20 protein-coding genes, 1 tRNA gene and 1 pseudogene are annotated in these 24621 nt (G+C 60.3%); 14 read left to right on the top strand and 8 right to left on the bottom strand.

Going from position 1 to position 24621, the window contains the following annotated elements; genetic code table 11:
* The first annotated feature begins 14 nt into the window (after positions 1-14).
* Positions 15-1160 (top strand): FAD-dependent monooxygenase, encoded by a 1146-nt coding sequence (locus tag IB244_RS21670; RefSeq protein ID WP_192240722.1) that lies wholly within the window; start codon positions 15-17, stop codon positions 1158-1160.
* Here IB244_RS21670 and IB244_RS21665 read toward each other — a convergent pair whose 3' ends face one another.
* A complete protein-coding gene (locus tag IB244_RS21665) occupies positions 1161-2351 on the bottom strand; it encodes a cystathionine beta-lyase (protein ID WP_026372162.1) in 1191 nt (396 codons plus the stop codon). It lies immediately after the preceding gene.
* A gap of 364 nt (positions 2352-2715) precedes the next feature.
* Here IB244_RS21665 and IB244_RS21660 point away from each other — a divergent pair, with 364 nt between their 5' ends.
* The 4 genes from IB244_RS21660 to IB244_RS21645 all read left to right on the top strand — a co-directional run bounded on the left by IB244_RS21660 (position 2716) and on the right by IB244_RS21645 (position 6984).
* Positions 2716-3741 carry an amino acid ABC transporter substrate-binding protein gene (locus tag IB244_RS21660; RefSeq protein WP_018859938.1) on the top strand — a complete coding sequence of 342 codons (1026 nt, stop codon included), beginning with the start codon at positions 2716-2718 and terminating at the stop codon, positions 3739-3741.
* 91 nt (positions 3742-3832) lie between these two features.
* Complete coding sequence (locus IB244_RS21655; protein ID WP_026372163.1) at positions 3833-5035, top strand: amino acid ABC transporter permease; 1203 nt, start codon at positions 3833-3835, stop codon at positions 5033-5035.
* Position 5036: 1 nt separating this feature from the next.
* Positions 5037-6191: an amino acid ABC transporter permease gene (locus tag IB244_RS21650; protein WP_018859940.1), complete on the top strand. Its 1155-nt coding sequence runs from the start codon at positions 5037-5039 to the stop codon at positions 6189-6191.
* Positions 6192-6210: 19 nt separating this feature from the next.
* Positions 6211-6984 carry an amino acid ABC transporter ATP-binding protein gene (locus IB244_RS21645; protein ID WP_018859941.1) on the top strand — a complete coding sequence of 258 codons (774 nt, stop codon included), beginning with the start codon at positions 6211-6213 and terminating at the stop codon, positions 6982-6984.
* Between the two features lie 149 nt (positions 6985-7133).
* On the opposite strand, the gene IB244_RS21640 is transcribed toward IB244_RS21645, so the two are convergent.
* Complete coding sequence (locus IB244_RS21640; protein ID WP_018859943.1) at positions 7134-7568, bottom strand: hypothetical protein; 435 nt, start codon at positions 7566-7568, stop codon at positions 7134-7136.
* A 230-nt stretch (positions 7569-7798) separates the two neighbouring features.
* Here IB244_RS21640 and IB244_RS21635 point away from each other — a divergent pair, with 230 nt between their 5' ends.
* From IB244_RS21635 to IB244_RS21625, 3 genes are all read left to right on the top strand, one after another.
* Positions 7799-8860 carry a class I SAM-dependent methyltransferase gene (locus IB244_RS21635; protein ID WP_018859944.1) on the top strand — a complete coding sequence of 354 codons (1062 nt, stop codon included), beginning with the start codon at positions 7799-7801 and terminating at the stop codon, positions 8858-8860.
* A 230-nt stretch (positions 8861-9090) separates the two neighbouring features.
* Positions 9091-9165, top strand: a tRNA-Glu gene (locus IB244_RS21630).
* A 215-nt stretch (positions 9166-9380) separates the two neighbouring features.
* Entirely contained in the window at positions 9381-9740 is a 360-nt protein-coding gene (locus IB244_RS21625; protein ID WP_156828822.1) for a hypothetical protein, read from the top strand.
* Here IB244_RS21625 and IB244_RS21620 read toward each other — a convergent pair.
* The 5 genes from IB244_RS21620 to IB244_RS21600 all read right to left on the bottom strand — a co-directional run bounded on the left by IB244_RS21620 (position 9733) and on the right by IB244_RS21600 (position 15395).
* Complete coding sequence (locus tag IB244_RS21620) at positions 9733-10167, bottom strand: hypothetical protein (protein WP_192305525.1); 435 nt, start codon at positions 10165-10167, stop codon at positions 9733-9735. The two genes, IB244_RS21625 and IB244_RS21620, sit on opposite strands and share 8 nt — an antisense overlap.
* Complete coding sequence (recJ, locus tag IB244_RS21615; protein ID WP_169683363.1) at positions 10164-11966, bottom strand: single-stranded-DNA-specific exonuclease RecJ; 1803 nt, start codon at positions 11964-11966, stop codon at positions 10164-10166. The genes IB244_RS21620 and recJ overlap by 4 nt, the downstream gene beginning before the upstream one ends.
* Positions 11967-12148: 182 nt before the next feature.
* The gene (locus IB244_RS21610) at positions 12149-13471 is read right to left on the bottom strand and encodes a homoserine dehydrogenase (RefSeq protein WP_018859948.1); all 1323 of its coding nucleotides are present in this window, start codon (positions 13469-13471) and stop codon (positions 12149-12151) included.
* A gap of 64 nt (positions 13472-13535) precedes the next feature.
* On the bottom strand, positions 13536-14753 hold the full coding sequence (locus IB244_RS21605; protein ID WP_007532313.1) for an LL-diaminopimelate aminotransferase: 1218 nt from the start codon (positions 14751-14753) through the stop codon (positions 13536-13538).
* A 225-nt stretch (positions 14754-14978) separates the two neighbouring features.
* Complete coding sequence (locus IB244_RS21600; RefSeq protein WP_018859949.1) at positions 14979-15395, bottom strand: hypothetical protein; 417 nt, start codon at positions 15393-15395, stop codon at positions 14979-14981.
* Between the two features lie 154 nt (positions 15396-15549).
* Here IB244_RS21600 and phaC point away from each other — a divergent pair, with 154 nt between their 5' ends.
* Complete coding sequence (gene phaC, locus IB244_RS21595; RefSeq protein ID WP_112641381.1) at positions 15550-17388, top strand: class I poly(R)-hydroxyalkanoic acid synthase; 1839 nt, start codon at positions 15550-15552, stop codon at positions 17386-17388.
* A 24-nt stretch (positions 17389-17412) separates the two neighbouring features.
* Here the strand turns inward: phaC and IB244_RS21590 are convergent, their stop codons facing one another.
* Positions 17413-18432, bottom strand: coding sequence for a methyltransferase (locus IB244_RS21590; RefSeq protein WP_169683365.1), 1020 nt, complete (start codon positions 18430-18432; stop codon positions 17413-17415).
* 316 nt (positions 18433-18748) lie between these two features.
* Between IB244_RS21590 and IB244_RS21585 the strand changes: the two genes are divergently transcribed.
* The 5 genes and pseudogenes from IB244_RS21585 to sthA all read left to right on the top strand — a co-directional run bounded on the left by IB244_RS21585 (position 18749) and on the right by sthA (position 24486).
* Positions 18749-20074 carry a DUF2778 domain-containing protein gene (locus IB244_RS21585; RefSeq protein WP_192305523.1) on the top strand — a complete coding sequence of 442 codons (1326 nt, stop codon included), beginning with the start codon at positions 18749-18751 and terminating at the stop codon, positions 20072-20074.
* Positions 20075-20642: 568 nt separating this feature from the next.
* A complete protein-coding gene (gene map, locus IB244_RS21580; protein ID WP_018859953.1) occupies positions 20643-21479 on the top strand; it encodes a type I methionyl aminopeptidase in 837 nt (278 codons plus the stop codon).
* 7 nt (positions 21480-21486) lie between these two features.
* Positions 21487-22306: pseudogene (gene radC, locus IB244_RS21575) on the top strand (RadC family protein).
* A 65-nt stretch (positions 22307-22371) separates the two neighbouring features.
* Positions 22372-22992, top strand: a complete 621-nt coding sequence (locus IB244_RS21570; protein ID WP_018859954.1) for a dual specificity protein phosphatase family protein — start codon at positions 22372-22374, stop codon at positions 22990-22992.
* 87 nt (positions 22993-23079) lie between these two features.
* A complete protein-coding gene (gene sthA, locus IB244_RS21565) occupies positions 23080-24486 on the top strand; it encodes a Si-specific NAD(P)(+) transhydrogenase (protein ID WP_018859955.1) in 1407 nt (468 codons plus the stop codon).
* Positions 24487-24621 lie beyond the last annotated feature (135 nt).

Below are 24621 nucleotides of genomic sequence, written 5' to 3'. Positions count from 1 at the left end.
AGATCGGAAAGCCTATGCCGGCTAAACATGCCGCCATCGTTGGCGCGGGCATAGCGGGCCTTACAGCTGCACTTGCTTTGGCACGGCGCGGCATCAGTTCCGAGATTTTCGAGCAGGCGCCGGAACTGACCGAGGTCGGCGCCGGTCTGCAGATTTCGCCCAATGCGTCACGCATTCTGGCCGAGTTGGGAGTACTCGCGCGCCTGACCGACGCCTGGCTCGAGCCGGACTCCATCCAGCTGATATCCGGAACCTCACTGCGCCGGCTGGCAGCCGTTCCCGCCGGGAGCTTTGCACGCGCCCGCTGGGGTGCTCCCTACGGCGTCCTGCATCGCTCCACGCTGCAGCAAACCCTGCTCGACGCCGTCGCCAACGAGCCGCTCTGCCAGATACATCTAGGCGCGCAGATCAAGGGCCGGCCATTGTCAGACCGCCAAGCAGACCTTCTGATTGGCGCCGACGGCGTCTGGTCGCAGGTTCGGGAAAGCATCGAAGGCAGCCCCTCGCCGCGGTTCTCCGGCAACATCGCCTACCGTTTCACCGTTGACGCCGCAAATGCGCCCGCCTTTCTTGAACGGACGAGCGTCTCTGCCATCCTTGGTCCCTCAGCGCATCTCGTCTGTTATCCGCTCAGGGAAGCCAACCGTTTCAATATGGTGGCGATCACCGCCGGCAATGCCGCATCGCACGACTGGACCAACCAGCCGACGGATGCCCAGCGTCAGCAACTGCTGTCGCGTTTTTCTCGGTGGCATCCTGCGATCGTCGAACTATTCGCCAAGACAGGCGACGTCACCTTCTGGCCCTTGTACGAAACGACGAACGGGCGTTGGCACGACGGCCACAACTGCGTCCTCATCGGCGACGCCGCACACGCAATGATGCCTTTCGCGGCGCAGGGTGCCGCAATGGCAATCGAAGACGCTTATGAGCTTGCGCTGTTCGCCCCGTCGCATCCCGTCGCCGAAGCCCTGCGGTTGTTCGAAGCGCATCGCACGCCGCGGATTGCGCGGCTGCGCCAGCGCGGTGCATTCAACCAGTTTGCCTATCACGCCCGCGGACCGATGCGCATCGGCCGGGACATCGTTCTGGCGCTGCGGCCGCCGCAAAGTCTCGCGGCGGATCTCGACTGGATTTACGGCTACCGCGCCGGCACTTGATCAGACGGCTTTTGCCGCGGCGAAACCGCGCTCGATATCGGCCTTGATATCGACGACATCCTCAAGCCCGATCTGCAGACGGATGACCGGCCCCTCGGCGGGCGCCTTGCAGATACGGCGATCGCTCAGGTTGACGTGAAGCGCGAGGCTCTCGAACCCACCCCATGACCAACCCAGGCCGAAGATTTGCAGCGCGTCGAGGAAGGCGTGCGCCTTGGCCTTGAATTTTTCCGGCGCGTCCACGGCAAGCACGAAAGAGAAGATGCCGCTCGCGCCCTTGAAATCGCGCTTCCACAATTCGTGCGATGGGAAGCTCGGCAGCGCCGGATGCAGCACCTTGGCGACGTCCTCCCTGCCCTCCAGCCATTTGGCGATCGTGAGCGCACTTTCATAGTGTCGCTCCAGGCGCACGCCCATGGTCCGCAATCCACGCAGGATCTGATAGGCGTCGTCAGGCGCTCCGCAAATGCCGAGCGTAATGTTCGCTTCGTGCAGCTGCGGCCAGTAATTGGCGTTTGCCGAGACTGTTCCCATCAGGATGTCCGAGTGCCCGGACGGGTATTTGGTGGCGGCGTGAATCGAGACATCGACACCGAAGTCGAGCGGCCTGAAATAAACAGGCGTCGCCCAGGTGTTATCCATCGTTACCACGGCCCCCTGCTTGTGGGCGACCGCGGCAATCGCCGGAATGTCCTGCATTTCGAAGGTATTCGAGCCAGGCGCTTCCGTATGAACGAGCTTGGTGTTCGGCTTGATCAGTGCTTCGATGCCCGCACCGACCAGCGGATCGTAATAGTCTACTTCTACACCGAGACGCTTCAGCATCGTGTCGCAGAAATGACGGGTCGGTCCATAGACCGAATCGACGATCAACGCATGGTCACCGGCCGACAGGAACGCCAGGAACGGGACGGTAACAGCTGCAAGGCCCGAGGGCACGAGGATAGTCCCAGCGGACCCTTCCAGCGCATCGATCGCCTCGCAAAGCGCATCCGTCGTCGGGGTACCGCGCGTTGCATACGTATACTTCTGTCCACGTGTCTCCATCGTCCTCGCATTTGGAAAGAGGACCGTGGAGGCATGGACAACGGGCGGATTGACGAAACCGTGGTATTCGGCCGGATCGTTGCCGAGGTGGGAAAGGCGCGTGTTGATGCCGGCGTTCTGAAGCAGGCCTTCTTTATCTATCATATCGGAAATGCCTTTGGCGGTGGGATGCAGCCAAACTCTTGGACCGCGTAAAACGATCGGTCAACCCCGTAGCCCGGACTCGCACAGCATCCCTGCCATGCAAATTCCTCAGATATATCATCGGTTTTGCGCGGTTTTTTTGGCAAGATGCTGCCATTTCGATAGCCATCTGCGCATTTTATGCGCCTCAATTAGTGAATTGCCGAAATATCACGCAATCTTTCATCGCGACACTTGACCATAGTGACATTTGCGACTGTGATAGCACCAACTCGCGCCGGGAGGGTGTCGGGTCATCTGGGAGGTTTGCCTGCTTCGCGAGCGCTCCCACAGAAAGATAAGACAAAGGAAAAGGTTGGGAAAAATGAAGATTAAGCTTCTGTCGGTCGCCATCGGCGCAGCAGTTTTCGGAGTTGGCGCTTCTGCAGCTTCTGCCACCACGCTCGAAGACGTGAAGGCAAAGGGTTTCATTCAGTGCGGCGTCAACACCGGCCTTCTCGGTTTCGCGCAACCTGACGCTTCCGGCAACTGGGCCGGCTTCGACGTCGACTTCTGCAAGGCAGTTGCTTCGGCTGTCTTCGGCGACCCGGCCAAGGTGAAGTACACGCCGCTGTCGGCCAAGGACCGTTTCCCGGCGCTGAAGTCGGGCGAAGTCGACCTTCTGTCGCGTAACACCACCTGGACGATCAACCGCGACACCGCGCAAGGCTTCAACTTCCGCCCGATCACCTACTACGACGGCCAAGGCTTCATGGTCCGCAAGAGCCTGAACGTGAAGTCGGCACTTGAGCTGTCCGGTGCGGCCATCTGCGTCCAGTCCGGCACGACGACGGAACTGAACCTTGCCGACTATTTCAAGTCCAACAACCTCCAGTACAATCCGGTCGTTTTCGAGAAGCTTGAAGAGGTCAACGCGGCCTATGACGCTGGTCGCTGCGACGTCTACACGACTGACCAGTCCGGCCTCTACTCGCTGCGTCTGACGCTGAAGAACCCAGACGAGCACATGATCCTTCCGGAAATCATCTCGAAGGAGCCGCTCGCCCCGGCCGTTCGTCAGGGTGACGATCAGTGGTTCGACATCGTGTCGTGGACGGCCTATGCCCTCATCAATGCCGAAGAGTTCGGCATCACCCAGGCGAACGTCGATGAAATGAAGAACTCGGCCAATCCTGACATCAAGCGCTTCCTCGGCACGGAAACCGATACCAAGATCGGCACCGACCTCGGGCTCACCAATGAATGGGCTTATAACATCATCAAGGGCGTCGGAAACTACGGCGAAGTCTTCGAGCGCAACGTCGGCAAAGGCAGCCCGCTCAAGATCGAGCGTGGTCTGAACGCGCTGTGGAACAAGGGCGGCATCCAGTACGCTCCGCCGGTCCGCTAAGCGGCTGGTCAAGACTAGGGAAGGCGGTCAGCCGCCTTCCCTATATAAAGAGAAAAGCCCGAAAACGGGCTCATAGGGGATAAGACTCGGCATGACGCAAGAGGCTATGCACACGTCACATGTGCAAAGCACTGGCTGGAGTTTCCGGTCGGTGGCTTACGACCCGAGGATTCGGGGCATTTTCTTCCAAGTTCTGACCGTCGCGCTCATCGTCGGCTTCGTGTGGTGGATTGCCCATAACACGGCTCAAAACCTCGCCCGCGCCGGCACGGCCTCCGGCTTCGGGTTTCTGAGCGGGCGCGCCGGCTTCGACATCGGCCAGTCGCTGATCGAATATTCGAGCGATGCGACGTATCGCCGAGCCCTTGTGGTCGGATTTTTGAATACAATCCTCGTCGCGGTCACCGGCATCATTACGGCCACGATCATTGGCTTCGTCGTCGGCATCGGGCGCCTGTCGCACAACTGGCTGATCGCCAAGCTCTGCACGGTGTATGTCGAGGTATTTCGCAACATCCCGCCGCTGCTCGTCATCTTCTTCTGGTATCAGGGCGTTCTCGCTGTTCTGCCAGGCGCGCGAGAGTCGCTGCACCTGCCACTGAACATGTTTCTCAACAATCGCGGGCTCGCCTTCCCGAAGCCGATCTTCGGTGAAGGCATGTGGGCGGTTGGCGTGGCATTTCTGGTTGGTATCGTGGCAGCCGCAATAATCGCGCGCTGGGCGCATAGACGTCAGGCCGCAACCGGTAAGCAATTCCACACGATCTGGGCTTCCATCGGGCTGATTGTCGGCCTGCCCGGTCTGGTGTTCCTGCTGTCCGGCCTGCCGCTTTCGTTCGATGTGCCAGTTGCTGGCAAGTTCAATCTCACCGGCGGCTCCGTCATCGGCCCGGAATTCATGTCGTTGTTCCTGGCACTGTCCTTCTATACGGCGGCATTTATTGCCGAAATCGTCCGCGCCGGCATTCGCGGTGTGCCGAAGGGCCAGTCCGAGGCCGCCGGCGCACTGGGCCTGCATCCATCAAGTATCACGCGCCTCGTGGTGGTTCCGCAGGCTTTGCGCATCATCATTCCGCCACTCACCAGCCAGTACCTGAATCTGACGAAGAACTCGTCGCTCGCGATCGCCATTGGCTTTTCGGATCTCGTCGCCGTCGGCGGTACGATCCTGAACCAGACCGGACAGGCCATTGAAGTCGTGTTCATCTGGGCGGTCGTCTATCTCGCCATCAGCATCCTCACATCGCTGTTCATGAACTGGTTCAACGCCAAGATGGCCTTGGTGGAGAGATAAGATGTCGACATCCAACCAAGCGTTCGTCCGAACGAATTTCATCGATGCCGAACCCGCGCCGCGTAGCGAAAGCGGGCCTCTGGCCTGGATCCGCAAGAACCTGCTGGCTACGCCGAAAGACGTCGTCCTGACGGCTCTGGCCGTTGCCTTGCTCGCATGGGCATTGCCGCACGTCATCAACTGGCTATTCATCCAGGCCGTCTGGACCGGAACGGACCGCACCTTCTGTGCAACCACCGTTCAGGGCGGCACGCAACCCGACGGCTGGAGCGGCGCCTGCTGGGCGTTCGTCAATGCGAAGTTCGACCAGTTCGTCTTCGGTCGATATCCACTCGACGAACGCTGGCGTCCGACAATCGTCGGGATCCTGTTTGTGCTGCTGCTCGTGCCTATGCTGATCCCCAAGGCACCATTCAAGCGCACCAACGCCATTCTGCTGTTTGCCGTCTTGCCGCTTCTTGCCTTCTGGCTGCTTTATGGCGGCTTCGGGCTCGAAATGGTGGATACGCCGCTCTGGGGCGGCCTGATGGTGACGTTGGTGCTCTCCTTCGTCGGCATCGCCGTGTCGCTGCCATTCGGCATCATCCTGGCACTCGGACGCCGCTCGAAGATGCCTGTCATCAAGATGGTCTGCGTCGGCTTCATCGAGATCATTCGCGGCATACCGCTGATCACCGTGCTGTTCATGGCGAGCGTGTTGCTTCCGCTGTTCCTGCCCACAGGCTTTACGATCGACAAGCTGCTCCGCGCCTTGATCGGTGTGGCGATCTTCGCCTCCGCCTACATGGCCGAGGTTATCCGTGGCGGCCTGCAGGCGATCCCGAAGGGCCAGTCCGAAGGGGCCGACTCGCTCGGGCTCGGCTACTGGCAGAAAATGCGGCTGATCATCCTGCCGCAGGCGATCAAGCTGGTCATCCCGGGCATCGTCAATACATTCATCGGCATGTTCAAGGACACATCGCTGGTGTCGATCATCGGCATGTTCGACCTGCTCGGTATCGTCCGTTTCAACTTCACGGACGCCAACTGGGCGAGCGCGGTGACACCCTTGACAGGCCTGATTTTCGCTGGCTTCGTCTTTTGGCTGTTCTGCTTCGGCATGTCGCGCTATTCAGGCTTCATGGAACGCTATCTCGATACCGGCCACAAACGATAAAAGATAAGGGAACGAACACATGGCTGAGGCTCAACCAAAGAAGATGACCGTTTCGGCAACCGACGTTGCCGTCGACATCATCGGCATGAACAAGTGGTACGGTGATTTTCACGTTCTGCGCGACATCAATCTGAAAGTTATGCGTGGCGAGCGCATCGTCATCGCCGGCCCGTCGGGCTCGGGCAAGTCGACGATGATCCGCTGCATCAACCGTCTGGAAGAACACCAGAAGGGCCAGATCATCGTCGATGGCGTCGAACTCACCAACGACCTCAAGAAGATCGACGAAGTGCGCCGCGAAGTCGGCATGGTCTTCCAGCACTTCAACCTATTCCCGCACCTGACGATCCTGGAAAACTGCACGCTGGCGCCGATCTGGGTGCGCAAGATGCCGAAGAAGCAGGCGGAAGAAGTCGCCATGCACTTCCTGAAGCGCGTCAAGATCCCGGAACAGGCCAACAAGTATCCGGGCCAGCTCTCGGGCGGTCAGCAGCAGCGTGTGGCAATCGCCCGCTCGCTCTGCATGAACCCGAAGATCATGCTCTTCGATGAACCGACCTCGGCGCTCGACCCTGAAATGATCAAGGAAGTTCTGGAGACCATGGTCGGGCTTGCGGAAGAAGGCATGACGATGCTCTGCGTGACGCACGAAATGGGCTTCGCGCGTCAGGTCGCCAACCGCGTCATCTTCATGGACCAGGGGCAGATCGTCGAGCAGAATTCGCCGGCCGAGTTCTTCGACAATCCGCAGCACGAACGCACCAAGCTGTTCCTCAGCCAGATCCTGCACTAGGTCGATTGGCGAACAACAAATTCAAGGCCGTCGGATTTTTCCGGCGGCCTTTTCGTTTCGGGGCACTTCTGGCGGTTCACACGCGGCGCCATAACATCACAAACAAAAGGCCCCGATGACGGGGCCTTCCGAGGCGAGCCTGAGAGCGATCAGGTCTTCAGCTTGGCATTGCAGAGGCTGTAGAAGCCGCCGCCCTTCTGGATCCACTTCAGGCCATTGAGCGTGTTCGCATCCTTGTTCTGATGGTAGGCGTCGACGCAGGTATGCATCCGGCCCTTTCCGGGCGTTTCCTTGGCGTATTTCGGTGAAATTGCTGTCGGGAACGACACGCCCTTGGGCGCCGTCATCGTCGGCTTGTCCGGTTCTTCGCCACTGTTGAGGGTGACATCGGGTTCGGCCGTCGCATCCGGACCGCACTGCGCCTTGCGGAAATCGTTCCACTTCATGTTCTTCGCAGAGCCGTCAGCCTGGGCCGATTTATACTTCGCGCTGCATTCCTTCATGGTCAGCGCCGAGGACGGCGTAGCAAACGCCAACGCCCCGAGCAGGGAAACGGATGCAAGAATAGTCAACTGCTTGATCATGATCTTTCCTCCAGGCCTCCAGGGGCAATCAAACTATCAGGCTGGCCAATTTTCTTGTCAACGCGACAATTGGCGCAACCAGTACGTTAGATTTGTTCCGGGCAACCGTCGAGCTCCACTGACGGGATAACATCCCCGCGATGCAGCAGGCGTTTGCTTAGCGGCAAAACGCCGACGGTGGTATAGTGCCGGCCGGGCTGGCTTTTCCTGCACTTCCGAGGGAGGAAGACATGCGCGAACCTGACATGCAGAAAGTAGATGCACTCGTCGGCAGGTTAATCGGCGATGTTGGCGCGGCCGTCTCCGGAGCGCTGGTAGTGCTGGGCGATGATCTCGGCCTGTTCAAGGCCATGGCCGACGGCAAGCCGCGCAACTCTTCCGAACTGTCGAAAAAAACAGGTATCAAGGAACGTTATATCAGGGAGTGGCTGTCCGCCCTCGCAGCTGCCGACTACGTCAGCTATGACGAGAAGAGCGATCGCTTTCATCTGACGCCAGAGCAGGCCATGGTCTTTGCCGAGGAGGACAGCCCAGCCTTCTTTGCTGGCGCCTTTCAGGTCGTGCAGGCCATGTGGACGGACGAACCGAAGGTGGCTGACGCCTTCCGGACCGGCAAGGGTGTGGGATGGCACGAACACAGCGCCTGCCTGTTCCGCGGCACGGAGCGTTTCTTCCGGACCGGCTACAACAACAATCTGGTTGCTGAGTGGATTCCGGCGCTCCAGGGCGTCGACGCCCGCCTCAAAGCCGGCGCCAAGGTCGCTGATGTCGGCTGCGGCCACGGCGCTTCGACGATCCTGATGGCTAAGGCCTATCCTGCCTCGACGTTCTTTGGCTTCGACTATCACGCCCCGTCGATCGAGCGGGCGAAGGCTGCCGCCAAGGAGGCCGGCGTCTCAGATCGCGTCACATTCCAACAGGCGCCCGCCGCCGGCTTTCCTGAGGGGAACTACGATCTCATCGCCATGTTCGACTGCCTCCACGACATGGGGGATCCGGTCGGTGCCGGCAAGCATGTCAAGGAATCGCTCTCGGCCGATGGAACCTGGATGGTCGTCGAGCCCTTCGCCCACGACTGCCTGAAGGACAATCTCAATCCGGTCGGCCGCGTCTACTACGGCGCGTCGACGATGATCTGCACGCCGGCGTCGCTCTCTCAGGAGGTCGGCCTCGGACTCGGCGCGCAGGCCGGGGAAACCAAGCTGCGTAAGGTCGCCCTCGATGCCGGCTTCAAGCATTTCCGCCGCGCCACGGAAACACCCTTCAACATGGTCTTCGAGGTGCGCGCCTGAGGCGAGGTGCGGCGCGCTTGGCCATGGCCCGCCGCGTCACCTGAAACTTTCCACATGCTGAGAAGAGCTTGTGAATATAGAAATAACGGCGAAATATCAAAAAGATAGACAGATTTTCCTAGGCGCCGGAGGTTCAAGGGAGAGAAAAAATCGCGCCATTGTGATTTTTTCTGGTTTTGCCGCTTGCGGGATTCAAAGTGCCTGACTATAAGGGCGCCACCACGAAGGAAGCGCCCTTCGTCTATCGGTTAGGACACCAGATTTTCATTCTGGGAAGAGGGGTTCGACTCCCCTAGGGCGTGCCATCGTTTTCCTTTAAAAATCAGTTGTTTAGATACCCGCTTGCGAAAATTCGATAATTATTTCGAGTTTCGGGGGCAAGCGGATTATATGCTGCTTTTCGCAAAGCGAATGTCTGGGAATCAGCCACCTGCTATAGCTTGGGCTCGGACACCATATGGTTCGAGCCCTCCCCGCCATCTACCTAGCAGCAGAATGAGCAGCCCATGGGTCACCTAAAATGACGGCTGATCTTCTGCGGCGTTACGGCGAAGCGGCGCTCCGCAACGCAGAGGAACCTCTCGTCGAAGCATCGCTATTGCGTGACCCTGGCACATTGCGCGAGCCTACTTCTTGGCTGTCGCGCGCATCGAGGAAGCGGGCAAGACTACACGCATTTGATGCTCAGAACCGACACTTCTCTGATCACGCCGTCTGCAAAGGGCTGAAAACAGCGATGGAGAGTCACTCCCAGAAAATCAACTATGCATTGGTAGCGTGGACCCTGAGTGCTCCCGAGCCGCGTGATGCGCTGAAGATAGCGCTCGATCTGATTTTTCACATTAAGCGCGGGCGCGAGCCCTCGATGAGCGTCAGGTAAAGACGCACTCGATTTGGCCAAGCGGACCGAAGTCGGCTGCGAGATGCTGGCCTGCCCAAACCTGAAGAATTTTCGAGCACGAACCAGTTGCGACCACGTCGTTCGGCTCGAGCTGGCGGCCCTTTGCTGCAAGCTCAGCAGCGAGCCAGGCGACAGCGTTCAACGGATCACCCATGACTGACGTCGCCTTTCCCGAAAAAACGGTATGCTTGAACAGAAATGTCGTCACGTCGATCTTGGCGACCTCGTCAAGCGGTATGCCGGGAGCAGGATCGCCGCAGATCGTTGCGACATGCAGGCCAAAGTCGGCAATCGCGGCATAGTCGCCAATCAATGTCCGGCGAGTCCGGCGGCCGATGACGCCAATGGCCGGTCGACAGGCGAGGATAGCGTCGCGAGCCTTCACTGGATAGCCATGTGCACTCACCGCGCCGGAGCGGCGTCCTGGACGCGTAGCTGGATGCGTCGTACACCCTGGTAGTGGTCCGCGCTAAGCGAGCCTGCAACATGGAGGTTGGCGCCCCTCGAATTCAGCAGCAGGTTGCCGAGCTGCGTATCGGCGGCCCGGAAGGCGATCCCATCAAGGCGGGCGCCGTCCATGGCTTCGAGCGTCACCTTCACGTGCTTCTCACCAACCAAACGAGAATCGCGAAGCCGATGGGCGGGAACAGCAAAGAGCGGCTGTGAATGCCCCGAGCCGTAAGGCCCGGCCGTCTCGAGGCGGTCGATCAGATCGAGCGTCGCGCCGCTGGCGGCAATCGCGCCGTCGATCTTCAGCTTCTCGTTGGCGACGAGTGCGGCAACCGTCTTTTCGGCTCGCTCGGCAAAGAAGCTGCGCAAGCGGCCGAGCTTGTCGCGCTCAACGGTGAGACCGGCAGCCATCGCGTGGCCGCCGCCCTTGACCAGCAGGCCATCGTCCACAGCCGCGCGCACCATCTTGCCCATGTCGAAGCCGTTGATGGAGCGACCCGAGCCGGTGCCTTTGCCGGATGGATCGAAAGCAATGGCAAAGGCCGGGCGCTTGAAGCGCTCCTTGAGACGGGCGGCAATCAGGCCGACGATCCCGGGGTGCCACTTTTCGTGGGCAGTGACGATGACCGAGGCGCCCTTGCCGTCCCCATATTCCGCCAGTGCCTCGGCCTCCGCTTCCAGCAGCATCGCCGCTTCCATAGCCTGCCTGTCGCGGTTGAGCTCATCCAGCTGCATGGCGATGGCCTCGGCCGCGCTCGTGTCGTCCAGGGTGAGCAGGCGGCTCCCGAGTGCCGCGTCGCCGATGCGCCCACCGGCATTGATGCGCGGCCCAATCATGAAGCCGAAGTGATAGGGCGTCACCGGTCCAGCAAGACCCGCCTTGCGAAAGAGAGCGGACAGGCCCGCATTGCCCTGGTGGCGAGCGGCGATCAGCCCCTTGACGACGTAGGCACGGTTCAGACCCTTCAGCGGCACGACATCACAGACGGTCGCAAGCGCGACGATATCGAGCCATTGCAGCAGGTCGATCGACCGTACGCGCGGGTTTCCTGCTTCCCGCAACAGCCTTAGCGTCGCGACGAGCACGAGGAACACGACACCCGCCGCGCAGAGATGTCCCTGCCCGGAGAGATCGTCCTCCCGGTTCGGATTGACCAGCGCGTGGCACGGCGGCAGATCGTGTGTCACCTGGTGGTGATCGATCACCACCACATCGATATTCCGCCTGGCTGCCTCGGTGAGGGCATCGTGACTTGTGGACCCACAATCGACGGTGACGATCAGGCGTGCGCCATTGTCAATCAGACTGCCGATTGCCGCAGCGTTAGGCCCATAGCCCTCGAAAATTCGATCCGGAATATAGATCTCAGCTTTGACGCCGAAGTGCTTGAGAAAGCGGAACATAAGCGCCGACGAGGACGCGCCGTCGACGTCGTAGTCGCCGAAAATCGCGACCTGCTCCTGGTTGCGGATGGCCTCGGCGAGCCGCTTGGCCGCCTTCTCACAATCCGTCAGCGTGTAGGGGTCCGGCATCAGGTTGCGGAGCGTCGGATCAAGAAACTCCAGCGCCTCGTCGACGGTGACACCGCGTCCGGCGAGGACGCGCGCGATAAGTTCAGGCAGCCCGTGCACCTGAGACATCGCAAGCGCCCGGTTCTGGCCGGCCTGATCCAGTCGCGATATCCAGCGGTTGTCCAGTACGGACCTCTCCACGCCCAGAAACGCACGTTGTACCGGATCGGCCGGAATCTCCATATCGCCTGCTGCCCTCGTCGCTTGTCACCACCCCGGGACCGGGAGTGATATCGGCAGCTTTATGCGGCTTGGCCCGGCCGCACAACGGTTTTGGACGAGACACTCGACGTTAGCTGTGGATGCGCGCGGCTGATCTACCGCGGCACCTTCGGCAACATCGATCTTCTGGGAGCGGGTGAGGCTCAGTCTTCCTTCGGCCGCTCGATGCGGATCACCTGCGGTTCACCCACATGATAGCCCTCGCCCTTGATTGCGGCGACCGCCTTGCGAACGCAGTCCTCTGTTGTCGCGTGAGTCACCATGATGATCGTCTGGTGATGCGACGGCGCAAGGTGCTGCTTCGAGCGCTGGACGATCGATTCCAGCGAAATATGGTTTTCCGCCATGTGGGTCGCGACGCTTGCAAACACGCCCGTGCGGTCGAGCACGGTCAGGCGAATGAAATATCCGCCTTCGTGGCTTCGCATCTGCGCCTTGCGGTAGGGCTCGAGCGATTTGGCGGGATGGCCGAGAACGGGCACGCGCTGGGCGCCAGGTCGGCTTTTTGCGATGTCCGCGATGTCACCGAGAACAGACGAAGCCGTCGCATTGCCGCCGGCGCCGGGCCCGACCATCAGCAACTCACCGAGAACATCGGACTCGATCGCCACGGCATTGGTCACGCCGTCGACCTGTGCAATCACGGAATCGACGGGCACCATCGTCGGATGGACGCGCTGTTCGATGCCGGTATCGGTCCGCTGTGCAACGCCGAGCAGCTTGATGCGGTAGCCGAGATCGGCGGCAGCGTGGATGTCCTCGATCGAGATGTTGGTGATGCCTTCGAGATAGATATCGTCGGCCGCGATCTGGTTTCCGAAGGCGAGCGTCGTGAGAATCGAGAGCTTGTGGGCGGTGTCGTTGCCTTCGATGTCGAAGGCGGGATCGGCTTCTGCATAGCCGAGGCGCTGTGCCTCCTTCAGGCAGTCGGCGAAGGACAGGCCTTCCTTTTCCATCTTCGTCAGGATGTAATTGCAGGTGCCGTTCATGATCCCGTAGATGCGGGAGATCGTATTGCCCGTCAGCGATTCGCGCAGCGCCTTGATGACGGGAATGCCGCCGGCAACCGCTGCTTCGAAGTTCAGCAACGCGCCCTTCTCTTCCGCGATCGTCGCCAGTTCGACGCCGTGGTAGGCAAGCAGCGCCTTGTTTGCTGTCACCACATGGAGACCGCGCTGTAGAGCAGCGCGTACGGAGCTGTTTGCCGATCCACCGACGCCGCCCATGAGTTCGACGAAAACGTCGATGTCGCCCTTCTCCGCCAGATCTTCCGGCCGGTCGAACCACTCGATGCCGCCGACGTCGATGCCGCGGTCCTTGGTCTTGTCGCGGGCGGAAACACCCGTAATCAGGATCGGGCGTCCGCACGTTGCGGCCAGCTCGTTGCTGCGCTGCTGAATGATACGGACAAGCGAAGCACCAACGGTACCTAAGCCCGCAATGCCGATTTTGAGGGCATCTGCCATGGATCGATCCTGAAATGTGTCATGAAGGGCAGCCGCCGGAAGCGGCTGCCGTTGAGGGATTATATCAGCGATGTGCGTTGAGCGAGATGACGTTGTGCATCGTCTCGTCTGCCGTCGACATGAACTTCTTGATGTTGCGGGCTGCCTGACGAATGCGGTGCTCGTTCTCGACGAGCGCCAGGCGCACGTAGTCGTCGCCCATTTCGCCGAAACCGATGCCTGGCGCGACAGCCACGTCGGCTTTCTCGACGAGCAGCTTGGAGAATTCCAGAGAACCGAGGTGACGGAACTTTTCCGGGATCTTGGCCCAGGCAAACATCGTCGCTGCCGGCGGCGGCACTTCAAAGCCGGCCTTGCCGAAAGTATCGACCATGACGTCGCGGCGGCGCTTGTAGACGTTGCGGACTTCCGCGATATCAGAGCCGTCGCCGTTCAGCGCGTGCGTTGCCGCTACCTGGATCGGCGTGAACGCGCCGTAGTCGAGGTAGGATTTGACGCGTGTGAGCGCGGCGATCAGACGCTCGTTGCCGACGGCAAAGCCCATGCGCCAGCCGGGCATCGAGAAGGTCTTCGACATCGAGGTGAACTCGACCGTCACATCCATCGCACCCGGAACCTCGAGAACCGACGGAGGCGGCTCACCCTCGAAGTAGATTTCCGAATAGGCAAGGTCGGATAAGACGATGATATCGTGCTTCTTCGCGAACGCGATGACGTCCTTGTAGAAGTCCAGCGTCGCCACAAAAGCCGTCGGGTTGGACGGATAGTTGAGGATCAGCGCCAGCGGCTTCGGAATCGAATGGCGAACGGCGCGTTCCAGCGGCGGGAAGAAGCTCTCGTCCGGCTCGACCGACATCGAGCGGATGACGCCACCGGCCATCAGGAAGCCGAAGGCGTGAATCGGATAGGTCGGGTTCGGGCAGAGGATGACGTCGCCCGGTGCGGTGATTGCCTGCGCCATGTTGGCGAAGCCTTCCTTGGAGCCCAGCGTCGCGACGACCTGCGTGTCAGGATTGAGCTTCACGCCAAAGCGGCGCGCATAATAGGCAGCCTGCGCCCGGCGAAGGCCGGGAATGCCCTTGGAGGACGAATAACGATGCGTGCGCGGGTCCTGGACGACTTCGCAGAGCTTGTCGACGATCGCCTTCGGGGTCGGAAGGTCAGGGTTTCCCATGCCGAGATCGATGATATCGGCCCCGCCCGCTCGCGCGCTTGCTTTCAAACGGTTGACCTGTTCGAAAACGTAAGGCGGCAAACGCCGGACTTTGTGAAACTCTTCCATTTCTTTCCCCACGGAAATGCGGCCACCGCGGCCGCGCTCGAAGTTCGTCCTAAATTCCCGGCTGTTCGCGATACGAACTTCAGAATCACCAACGCCGTATTCATCAGACTTGCGTCGCACGGCATTTCTTTGACGGAAAGCCGCGCAGGCCGTGCATTATCGGGAAAAATTCATCTTCCGCCACAGATGGAAGGCTTTGCTTCCAAATTGCAGCGAAGGCAAGGCCTAATTGGCGATTTCTGAGAGCGTTTCGGCGCCGTGCTCGGCCGCTAGCTTGCGAAATTCCGCGACGCGACGCTGGTACTCGGCTTCCGAGATCGTGCCGGCCTTGCGCTGGGCGGCAAGCGCCGTCAATTGCTTCTGAACCCCGCCAGCCTCGTCGTCGCTCATCTGAACGTTTGCGGCCGTGAGCGGTGCCCCGAATCCCGGATAGCCGTCCTTGTAATGAGACAGGCCGCTCTCGGTCGGCTCTTCACCCTTTGTCGCGCTCATGACAACGGGCGTCGGGGCCGCTTGCCTTGCCGCGAAGGCGGCCTTTTCCTCGGGCGTCTGCATGCATCCGGCAAGCGCCATGGCCGCGGCGGCGCCGATGAGCGCGATACGGGTCATGTTTGCGATGGTGCGGATGCCAATTCTCGTCATTTGCCAGAGGTCCCAAATCCTGAGGTGCTTCGACTGTTAGATTCGTCGCCGCCACAAAGCAATAGCACGAGCGTGCGTCAGCGGAACTTGTTTTATAGATCTTTCCAGATGTACAACTCAATTTGCAGGAACATGCCGCCGCCGGAGGAGACACGTGACCGACAGCAAGCAGCAAGACGGCGACAAGGCAAAGAGCCGGGGATTCGATGCGAAGGACCTGGATCCGTACCTGATGAAAGATCCCGAGGCGATGGCGGTCAACTTCGCCCGTGCACTGGAGAATCTCGGCAAGGCGGCCACGGCCTGGCTTGCGCCACGCGAACGTGGCGAGATCGCAGAAAATGCAGCGGAGCCGGTGACCGACATGGTCAAGACGCTCTCCAAGGTCACCGAATACTGGATCTCAGATCCGCGCCGCACCTTCGAAGCGCAGACCCAGTTGATGAGCAGTTACTTCGGTATCTGGATGCGCTCGATGCAACGCATGCAGGGCGAAACGCCGGCGGCGGAACCGGAGCGCAACGACAAGCGCTTTGCCGATGAAGACTGGCAGAAGAACCCGTTCTTCGAGTTCCTGAAGCAGGTTTACCTCATCACCGCCGATTGGGCGGAGAAGATGGTCGCCGAAACCGACGGGCTCGACGAGCACACGAAGCACAAGGCCGGTTTCTATGTGAAGCAGATCACGGCCGCCCTGTCGCCGACCAACTTCGTTGCCACCAATCCGCAGCTTTACCGCGAAACGATCGCGACCAGCGGCGAGAACCTGGTGCGCGGGATGAAGATGCTTACCGAGGATATCGTGGCGGGCCAAGGCGACCTGAGGCTTCGCCAGACCGACATGACCAAATTCGCCGTCGGTCGCGACATGGCGCTGACCGCGGGCAAGGTGATCGCGCAGAACGAGATCTGCCAGATCATCCAGTACGAGCCGACGACAGAGACGGTGCTGAAGCGCCCTCTCCTCATCTGCCCGCCGTGGATCAACAAATTCTATATCCTGGACCTCAACCCGCAAAAATCATTCATCAAATGGTGCGTCGATCAGGGCCAGACCGTTTTCGTGATCTCCTGGGTCAATCCGGACGCGCGGCACGCGCAAAAGGATTGGGCCGCCTATGCGCGCGAAGGCATCGACTTTGCCCTCGACACCATCGAGAGGGCGACGGGTGAGAAGGAAGCGAACGCCGTCGGCTACTGCGTCGGAGGCACGCTGCTTGCGGCAACGCTAGCGTTGCACGCCAAGGAAAAGAACAAGCGGATCAAGACCGCTACCCTCTTCACGACACAGGTCGATTTCACCCACGCCGGCGACCTCAAGGTCTTCGTCGACGAGGAGCAATTGGGCCGGCTTGAAGCCCACATGGAGGAGATCGGCTACCTCGACGGCTCAAAGATGGCGACCGCCTTCAATATGCTGCGGGCTTCCGAACTGATCTGGCCCTATTTCGTCAACAACTATCTGAAGGGCCAGGAACCGATGCCCTTCGACCTTCTGTTCTGGAATGCCGATTCCACCCGCATGGCGGCGGCAAACCACGCCTTCTATCTGCGTAATTGCTACCTCAGGAACGCGCTGACGGCGAACGAGATGATCCTGGACGGTCAGAAGCTGTCGCTGAAGGACGTCAAGATCCCGATCTACAATCTCGCCACCCGCGAAGATCATATCGCGCCTGCAAAATCGGTGTTTCTCGGCAGCCAGTTCTTCGGCGGCAAGGTCGATTTCGTGCTGGCAGGCTCCGGCCACATAGCGGGCGTCGTCAATCCCCCGGACAAGAAGAAATACCAATACTGGACCGGCGGCGGCGTAACCGGCGACTATGAGACGTGGCTTACCAAAGCGGCTGAGAACGCCGGCTCGTGGTGGCCACACTGGCAAGCCTGGATCGAGGCGAAGGACAACAAGCGCGTGCCCGCCCGGAAACCGGGAGGCACCGCGCTCAACGCCATCGAGGAGGCGCCGGGAAGCTATGTGATGGAGCGAGCCTAAGAGCGACGCCCCTGCTCGGCTTCGTCACTCCAGGAAGATCAGACTGGCAGGTGACGGGGGCAGCGGTCGGGAAACGAACTCCTGAAAACCAGCCGACTTGGCCATATCGGCCAGTTCCCGCTCCGTGTAGGCGTCTCCCTTCGGTGTCGTGGCCAGCATGACCATGGCGAAAGCAGCCGGGAACTCGGGCGACACCCGATCCTCGTTCGGAACGAACTCGACGATCGCAACGCGGCCTCCTCCCGCCAGACTTGCTCGCGCCTTTTTCAGGAGCATGACGCAGCCTTCGGCGTCAAAGTGATGAAGGAAATTCGGCAGCAGGATGAGATCATAGCCACTGCCCCAATCAACCTCGAAGGCACTGCCGGGTCGGAAGCTGAAGCGCCCCGCTACTCCTGCATTCGTTGCATTTTCCTCGGTCACCGCAAGAACCGGCTTCCAATCAATAGCAACCACGCTGGCAGATGGCGCCACCTTGGCGATTTCTATACCGAAGGCACCAGGACCGGCGGCAACGTCCAGCACCTTGCTTGGCAGCTTTGACCATGTCGCAACGTCAGATGCCACAGCTTTCGCGCTCGCTGTGTTAAGCCCAAACATGCCCCTCGCAAACTTGACCCAAATAGGGTTGTCCGGCTCCACGTTGGCCAAGCCGACGGAGCCTCCGTTGCGGACGTAGGCGGCAGGGTTTTCGAGGAACAAGGACATCATTTGCGGCGACCCCATGAAATCGATCGCCGCACCTATATAGGCCGGGGAACGCCTGTCCAGAAAGGCCTTGCTCGACGGCGTCGGCGCATAATTCTCACCGCTCTTCGTCAGAAGACCCGAAACTACCAGGAAGTCGCAAAGAATGCGCACCCCACGCTCGGCGCAATTAATGTCCGACGCGAGCATCGCCGCCGTGCGCGCTTGCCCGCCAAATTTTGTGAAAAGATCGAATTCGATCGCTGCCTTCATCGCCGCCGTTTTCCGAAATGCAAACATCGCATCAACAAGCAAGGCTGGCGAGATTTCTTCATGAACCACTTGTGTCGAAGACATCGGCTTTCCCTCCCAACGTGGAGCCACGCGACGGGAGGTATTCATAGCAGAATCCGCATTCCTCGGCACGTCCTGACAAAGGAGGAGCAGGCAAAAAGCCGGCGCCCCAGGGACATGCCCAAAGCCTGCCCTCAATTTCGAACGGCTCGAGCGAGCTCGTAAAGGAATTGGTTACCATAATTCGGCATCCTGCCAATCAACCGGACATATTAGCGAGCCGCAATTTAGCCCTGATGCTTCTATACCGGCCCCGGCGAAGGAATTTCCATCGGTTCGTACCGCCGGCCCCAGTAACGAGTTGTGAAAGACGGGTCTCATGGCGTTTGCGGTCGATGTGTTTAGCAATAGCAGGCCTATAGGTACGTCCATTTCTCGTTTCGGTTACTCTTTCCGCTTTCTTTCAGGTGCAGCTCTCATCGGTGCGGGGTTTGCCGCTTCAGCGTGGGTCGTCGCTACACTTGCGACCATGCATATGGTCGCACCGGCCCCGCATCCGAGCGCCGGTCGCTTCGCCGACATCGCGCTTGCCCCCGCAAGCGTCGCGAAGACCGAGCCTGAGCAACGCCTCGTTCACGTCAAAAAATTCTCGCGCTTGCGCATGAGCACCGATGCCGAACTGGCCCTTGCAAGGGGTGTTCACGTAGCCGCTCCGTCGGCGGCGCTTGCGGCGGCATTTGTCGGGCAGTCCGAACCTCTTGCGCTCTCCGATGCCTCCCCGAACAGAGAGCTGGCGACGGCTGTCGCGTCAGCGGCACCCGCTCAGCCCGCGCGCCCGGCCAAGGACGACACCGTAGAGGTGGCATCAGCGACCGTTGCCTCGACTGACCGTATCATCATCCCGTCGAAGCAGGAGGTCGCAGCCGCCGAAGGACCTGCCTTGCTGGCGCTCGCAGCAAGCCCTGCGGCCGAAATCAAGGGACAGGTACCGCCCGCCGCCACCAAGCCCGGCCCGGTCGAGATTGCCGCTCTTGCGCCGACTGAGCAGCCTGCACCGGGGGCAACCCAGCCGTTCGATCTCGTTTTGAGCGGCACCGACACCGCGATCCCCTTGCCCATGGCTCGGCCCGATGGCCTGATCAAGCGGGCTACCCCCAACGATCGCAGTGCTCCGGCTGAACCCGTACTTGCCTATGCGCGCCCGGATGCCGGCGCTTCCGATGATGACGACGATCAAATGCCGACGGTGAAGAAGGGGCTGTCCCCCGCGATCGCCCGCAATGGCGTCGCGGTCTACGACATTTCGGCCAACGTCGTCTACCTTCCGAACGGCGAACGCCTGGAAGCCCATTCCGGCCTCGGCAAGATGCGTGACAATCCGCGTTATGTGCATGCCAAGAACCGCGGCCCGACCCCGCCGCATACTTACAATCTGACGATGCGCGAAAGCCTTTTCCACGGCGTCGAGGCGATCCGACTGAACCCTGTCGGCGGTGCAGGCTACGTCTACAACCGCGTCGGCTTGCTTGCGCACACCTACATGCTCGGCGCCCGCGGCGACTCGAACGGTTGCGTGTCCTTCAAGGACTACAAGCGCTTCCTCGCTGCCTTCAAGCGCGGCCAGATACGCCAGCTGGTGGTGGTCACGAGCATGCCGAACAAGCCGACGTCCACCTTCGCTTCGTTGTTCTCGTCGCGCTCCTAATCAATAGTCAAAAGAAAACACCGCGCTCGATTTTCCCCGCACCTCGCCCCCATGCCATCATCCCCTTGTCCCGTCGCGGATACACCGCAAGGCGTTGCGGCGAGGCGGAACCGGCGCAGGGTGCGGAAGAAGGACGTGAGCTTCCGCATCAGGGGTCTGCAGAAAATGGTCTCCCTCTGGGGGCGGCGGCGTCCGCGCGAATGCGGCGTTGAGTTGAGCCTCGGACGTGCCTGTGTGGCACACATGGTCCCCAGGGGAAGCGAAGCTTGCTCGGGCAAGGCCGCAGAGGGACCGGAGTTGCGGACATAAACCGACGAACGGGGCTCTGGGAAGAGCCATATGATTTTATCTCAACGAGGCAAATTCCAGCGCCCCGTCCAATGCATGCATGCTCAAGCCGCGGGTCGTGAGGATCGCGTGAGGGCGAAGACGCGTGCCGCTCGCAGAAAAGCCACTTGGCACCGATACACGACGCACACGGCAGAAATAGCATTCGCCCCATTGATCGCGATGGACGAACCCGGCATAGCTGCATTATGTACCAGAATGACAATCCTAAGGGCCTGCAATGGTGAATTATATCGAAGCCTCTTCCGCGCCATCGAAGAATACCGGCGCAATTAGGCTCTACGGTCCCGAAGCATTCGAAGGAATGCGGAAGGCGTGCCAAGTGACGGCGCGTTGCCTCGATGAGCTGGCGGCGTTCGTGCGGCCCGGCGTTGCGACCGATGCAATCGACCGTTTCGTGTTCGAATTTGGCATGGACAACGGCGCGATTCCGGCGACGCTCAACTATCGCGGATACACAAAGTCTACCTGCACATCGATCAACCATGTCGTCTGCCATGGCATTCCGGATGCAAAACCCCTGCGCGAAGGCGATATCGTCAACATCGACGTCACCTACGTGGTCGAAGGCTGGCACGGCGATTCAAGCCGGATGTACCCGGTCGGAACCATCAAGCGCGCTGCTGAGCGGCTGCTTGAAGTGACCTATGAATCCCTCCTGCGTGGCATATCGGCCGTTCGGCCCGGCGCCCGCACCGGCGCGATCGGGGAAGCCATTCAGACCTATGCCGAAGCCGAGCGCTGTTCCGTCGTGCGCGACTTCTGTGGTCATGGCGTCGGCGCGCTGTTCCACGACTCCCCAAATATCCTGCACTATGGTCGCGCGAACGAAGGGCCCGAACTGCGGGAAGGCATGATCTTCACGATCGAGCCGATGATCAATCTCGGTCGGCCGCATGTGAAGGTTCTGGCGGACGGCTGGACTGCGGTAACGCGCGATCGCTCACTTTCGGCGCAATACGAACACACGGTCGGGGTTACTGCCGACGGCTGCGAGATTTTCACGCTTTCGCCAGGCGGCCTCGACCGACCCGGCCTCCCGCCCTTGAACCGATGAGCGCTTGATGACGAAGGGTCCTGTTTCGCATTCCAACGACGCCGAACTGCCCTTGGCCACCAGCGATGCAAGCGACGAACGCTCCTTTTTCGCGGAACAGGCCGCCAAGCCGGCATCCTTGGCGAAGCAGGCCAGCCTCTCCGCCTCGCTTGGCAAGGAAGAGCACTACCACGGGCACCGCGAGCGCCTGCGCGACCGCTTCCGTCAGCATGGCGATACAGCCCTCGCCGATTACGAGTTGCTCTAACTGCTACTGTTCAGGCTGATCCCCCCGGCGCGACACCAAGCCGATCGCCAAGGCGCTGCTCGAGCGCTTCGGCTCGCACGCTGCCGTCTTCGGTGCACCGCTGCCTCTGCTGCAGGAGGTAAAGGGCATCGGCGAAGCCGTGGCGCTCGATTTGAAACTGGTCTCGACGGTCGCACAGCGGACCCTGAAGAGCGAGCTTCGAGGCAAGCAGGTGCTGTCGTCCTGGTCGTTGGTGATTCAATACTCACGCCGCGATGGCTCACGAGACACGCGAGCAATTCCGCATTCTCTTTCTCGACAAGCGCAACGCATTGATCGCCGGCGAGGTTCAAGGGCGGGGCACGGTCGATCATACGCCGGTCTATCCGCGCGAGGTTGTGCGGCGGGCGCTGGAGCTTTCGGCCACAGCCCTGATCCTCGTGCATAATCATCCCTCCCGCGATCCCACGCCGTCGCGGGCCGATATCGACATGACCAAGATGATTGTCGACACCGCAAAGCCCCTCGGCATCACGGTCCACGACCACATCATCATCGGCAAGGACGTCACGCTAGCCTGAAAGGGTTGCGTCTGATATAGGGGTCTAAACCTATAGGAGTCTAAAGTGCTTCAGGTATCCGTCAGGTTTAGGTGGCAAAGGGACAATGCTGCAATCAAACTGCTCCGGGACCTTTATGACGCCAACCGCCTCTCGCCGATTTCCTCGCAGCGCGATAGCAGCGCTGTGCTTGCTCGCCGGGTCTTTTCTCGCCGGTGGCAGCTACGCCCTCTACCTGACAGTTACGGACAACTTCCACGCGGTCGTCGATGGCGAAGTCTATCGTTCATCGCAGCCATCGCCTGAAGCCCTTGCGGGTTTCTCGAAGCGTTATGGGATCAAGACGATCATAAACCTGCGAGGCAATAACCCGGTACGGAGCGCCGAAGTCGAGCAGGCAAAGACACTTGGCATCGAGCATATCGATTTCCCGATGTCGGCCTACAAGGAGCTTTCGCCAGAGCGAGCGATGAAATTGATCCAAGTCATGAAGGACGCGCCGAAACCGCTGTTGATCCATTGCAACTCAGGCGCGGATCGAACCGGTCTCGCTTCCGCTCTCTATCTGGCCGGCGTCGACAAGACGAGCCAGGGGGTTGCGGAGAAACAGATGTCCATCTTCTACGGGCATATCGGGTTGCCTTTCGCTCGCGCCTTCGCCATGGACCGCAGCTTCGAGAAGCTGGAACCCTACTTGGCTTCAATAAATCCAGACCTCTCCTCCTAAAGCATTTTGCAACATTGACCTGCCCCGGTGGACGCGCGACATATTGCGTCGCAAAATGATTCCAGCTTTCCAATCGGGGCCAGCCTAATGTTCCAGTACGATCTCGTTGTTGTGGGCAGCGGCCCGGCAGGCCGCCGCGGCGCAATCCAGGCAGCCAAGCTTGGCAAGAAGGTCCTGGTCATCGAGCAAGGCAAGCGCGTCGGCGGTGTTTCGGTGCACACCGGCACCATCCCCTCCAAGACGCTGCGCGAAACGGCGCTCAATCTGTCCGGATGGCGTGAGCGCGGCTTCTATGGCCGATCCTATCGCGTGAAGGAAGAGATCAGCGCGGATGACCTTCGGCGCCGCCTGCTGATCACCCTTGATCACGAAGTCGAAGTGCTGGAACACCAGTTCGCCCGAAACCGGGTGCAGCACATCAGGGGCAAGGCAAGCTTTCTCGACCCGTCGACACTCGAGGTCGTCAAGGATGATGGGGAAGTGGTCAAGGTCACGGGAGCGAGCATCCTGCTTGCGGTCGGCACGAAACCGTTCCGTCCGGACGACATCCCATTCGATAACAAGACGGTGCTCGACAGCGACGAACTGCTCGACATCGACGAGCTGCCGCGCTCGATGGTCGTGATCGGCGCGGGCGTCATCGGCATCGAATATGCGACGATCTTCAGCGCATTGGATACCGCGGTGACCGTGATCGATCCGAAGGCGACGATGCTCGATTTCATCGACCGGGAAATCGTCGAGGACTTCACCTACCAACTGCGCGATCGCAACATGAAGATCTTGCTCGGCACCAAGGCCGACAAGGTGACGCGTCTCGACAATGGCAAGGTTGAACTGAAGCTCGACAATGGTCGCCGCCTGGTGACAGACATGGTCCTGTTCGCCGCCGGGCGCATGGGCGCGACCGACACGCTCAACCTGGACGCGGCCGGGCTCGAAGCTGATAGCCGCGGTCGCCTCAAGGTCAATCCGGAGACTTTCCAGACGTCCGTACCAGACATCTATGCCGCGGGCGATGTCGTCGGCTTTCCGAGCCTGGCATCCACCTCGATGGAGCAGGGCCGCATTGCTGCGCGCGTTGCTATCGGCGCGGTCGCGAAGGAGCCGCCAAAGTACTTTCCCTACGGCATCTATGCCGTGCCTGAGATCTCCACCTGCGGCCTGACCGAGGAAGAGATGAAGGAGCGCGGTATCCCCTATGAATGCGGCATCGCGCGTTTCCGCGAGACTTCGCGTGGCCACATCATGGGACTCGATACTGGGCTTCTGAAACTCATCTTCTCTCTGAAGACGCGCCGGCTGCTTGGCGTGCACATCGTCGGCGAAGGAGCGACCGAGTTGGTTCACATCGGCCAGGCAGTGTTGAACCTCAAGGGCACCGTCGAGTACTTCGTCGAAAACACCTTCAACTACCCGACCCTCGCTGAAGCCTACAAGATCGCAGGCCTCGACGCGTGGAACCGCATGGGCGACATCAAGTCGGAGCTTTAATCCCTCCGACTAACGGCAACCGATTCGAATTTGATAATTTCTTGAACGAAAACAGACACCTACGCGCCGTCCAAAATCCATTCCAACTGACTTATTTGTGTCGAATAGCATCGGTAAAAGCTTTACTTGTATAAT

The organism is Rhizobium sp. RHZ02, assembly GCF_014851575.1.
Taxonomy (GTDB): Bacteria; Pseudomonadota; Alphaproteobacteria; order Rhizobiales; family Rhizobiaceae; genus Rhizobium; species Rhizobium altiplani.
Note: the sequence above shows the minus strand (reverse complement) of the source record. Positions and strands in the feature narration are given on the sequence as shown.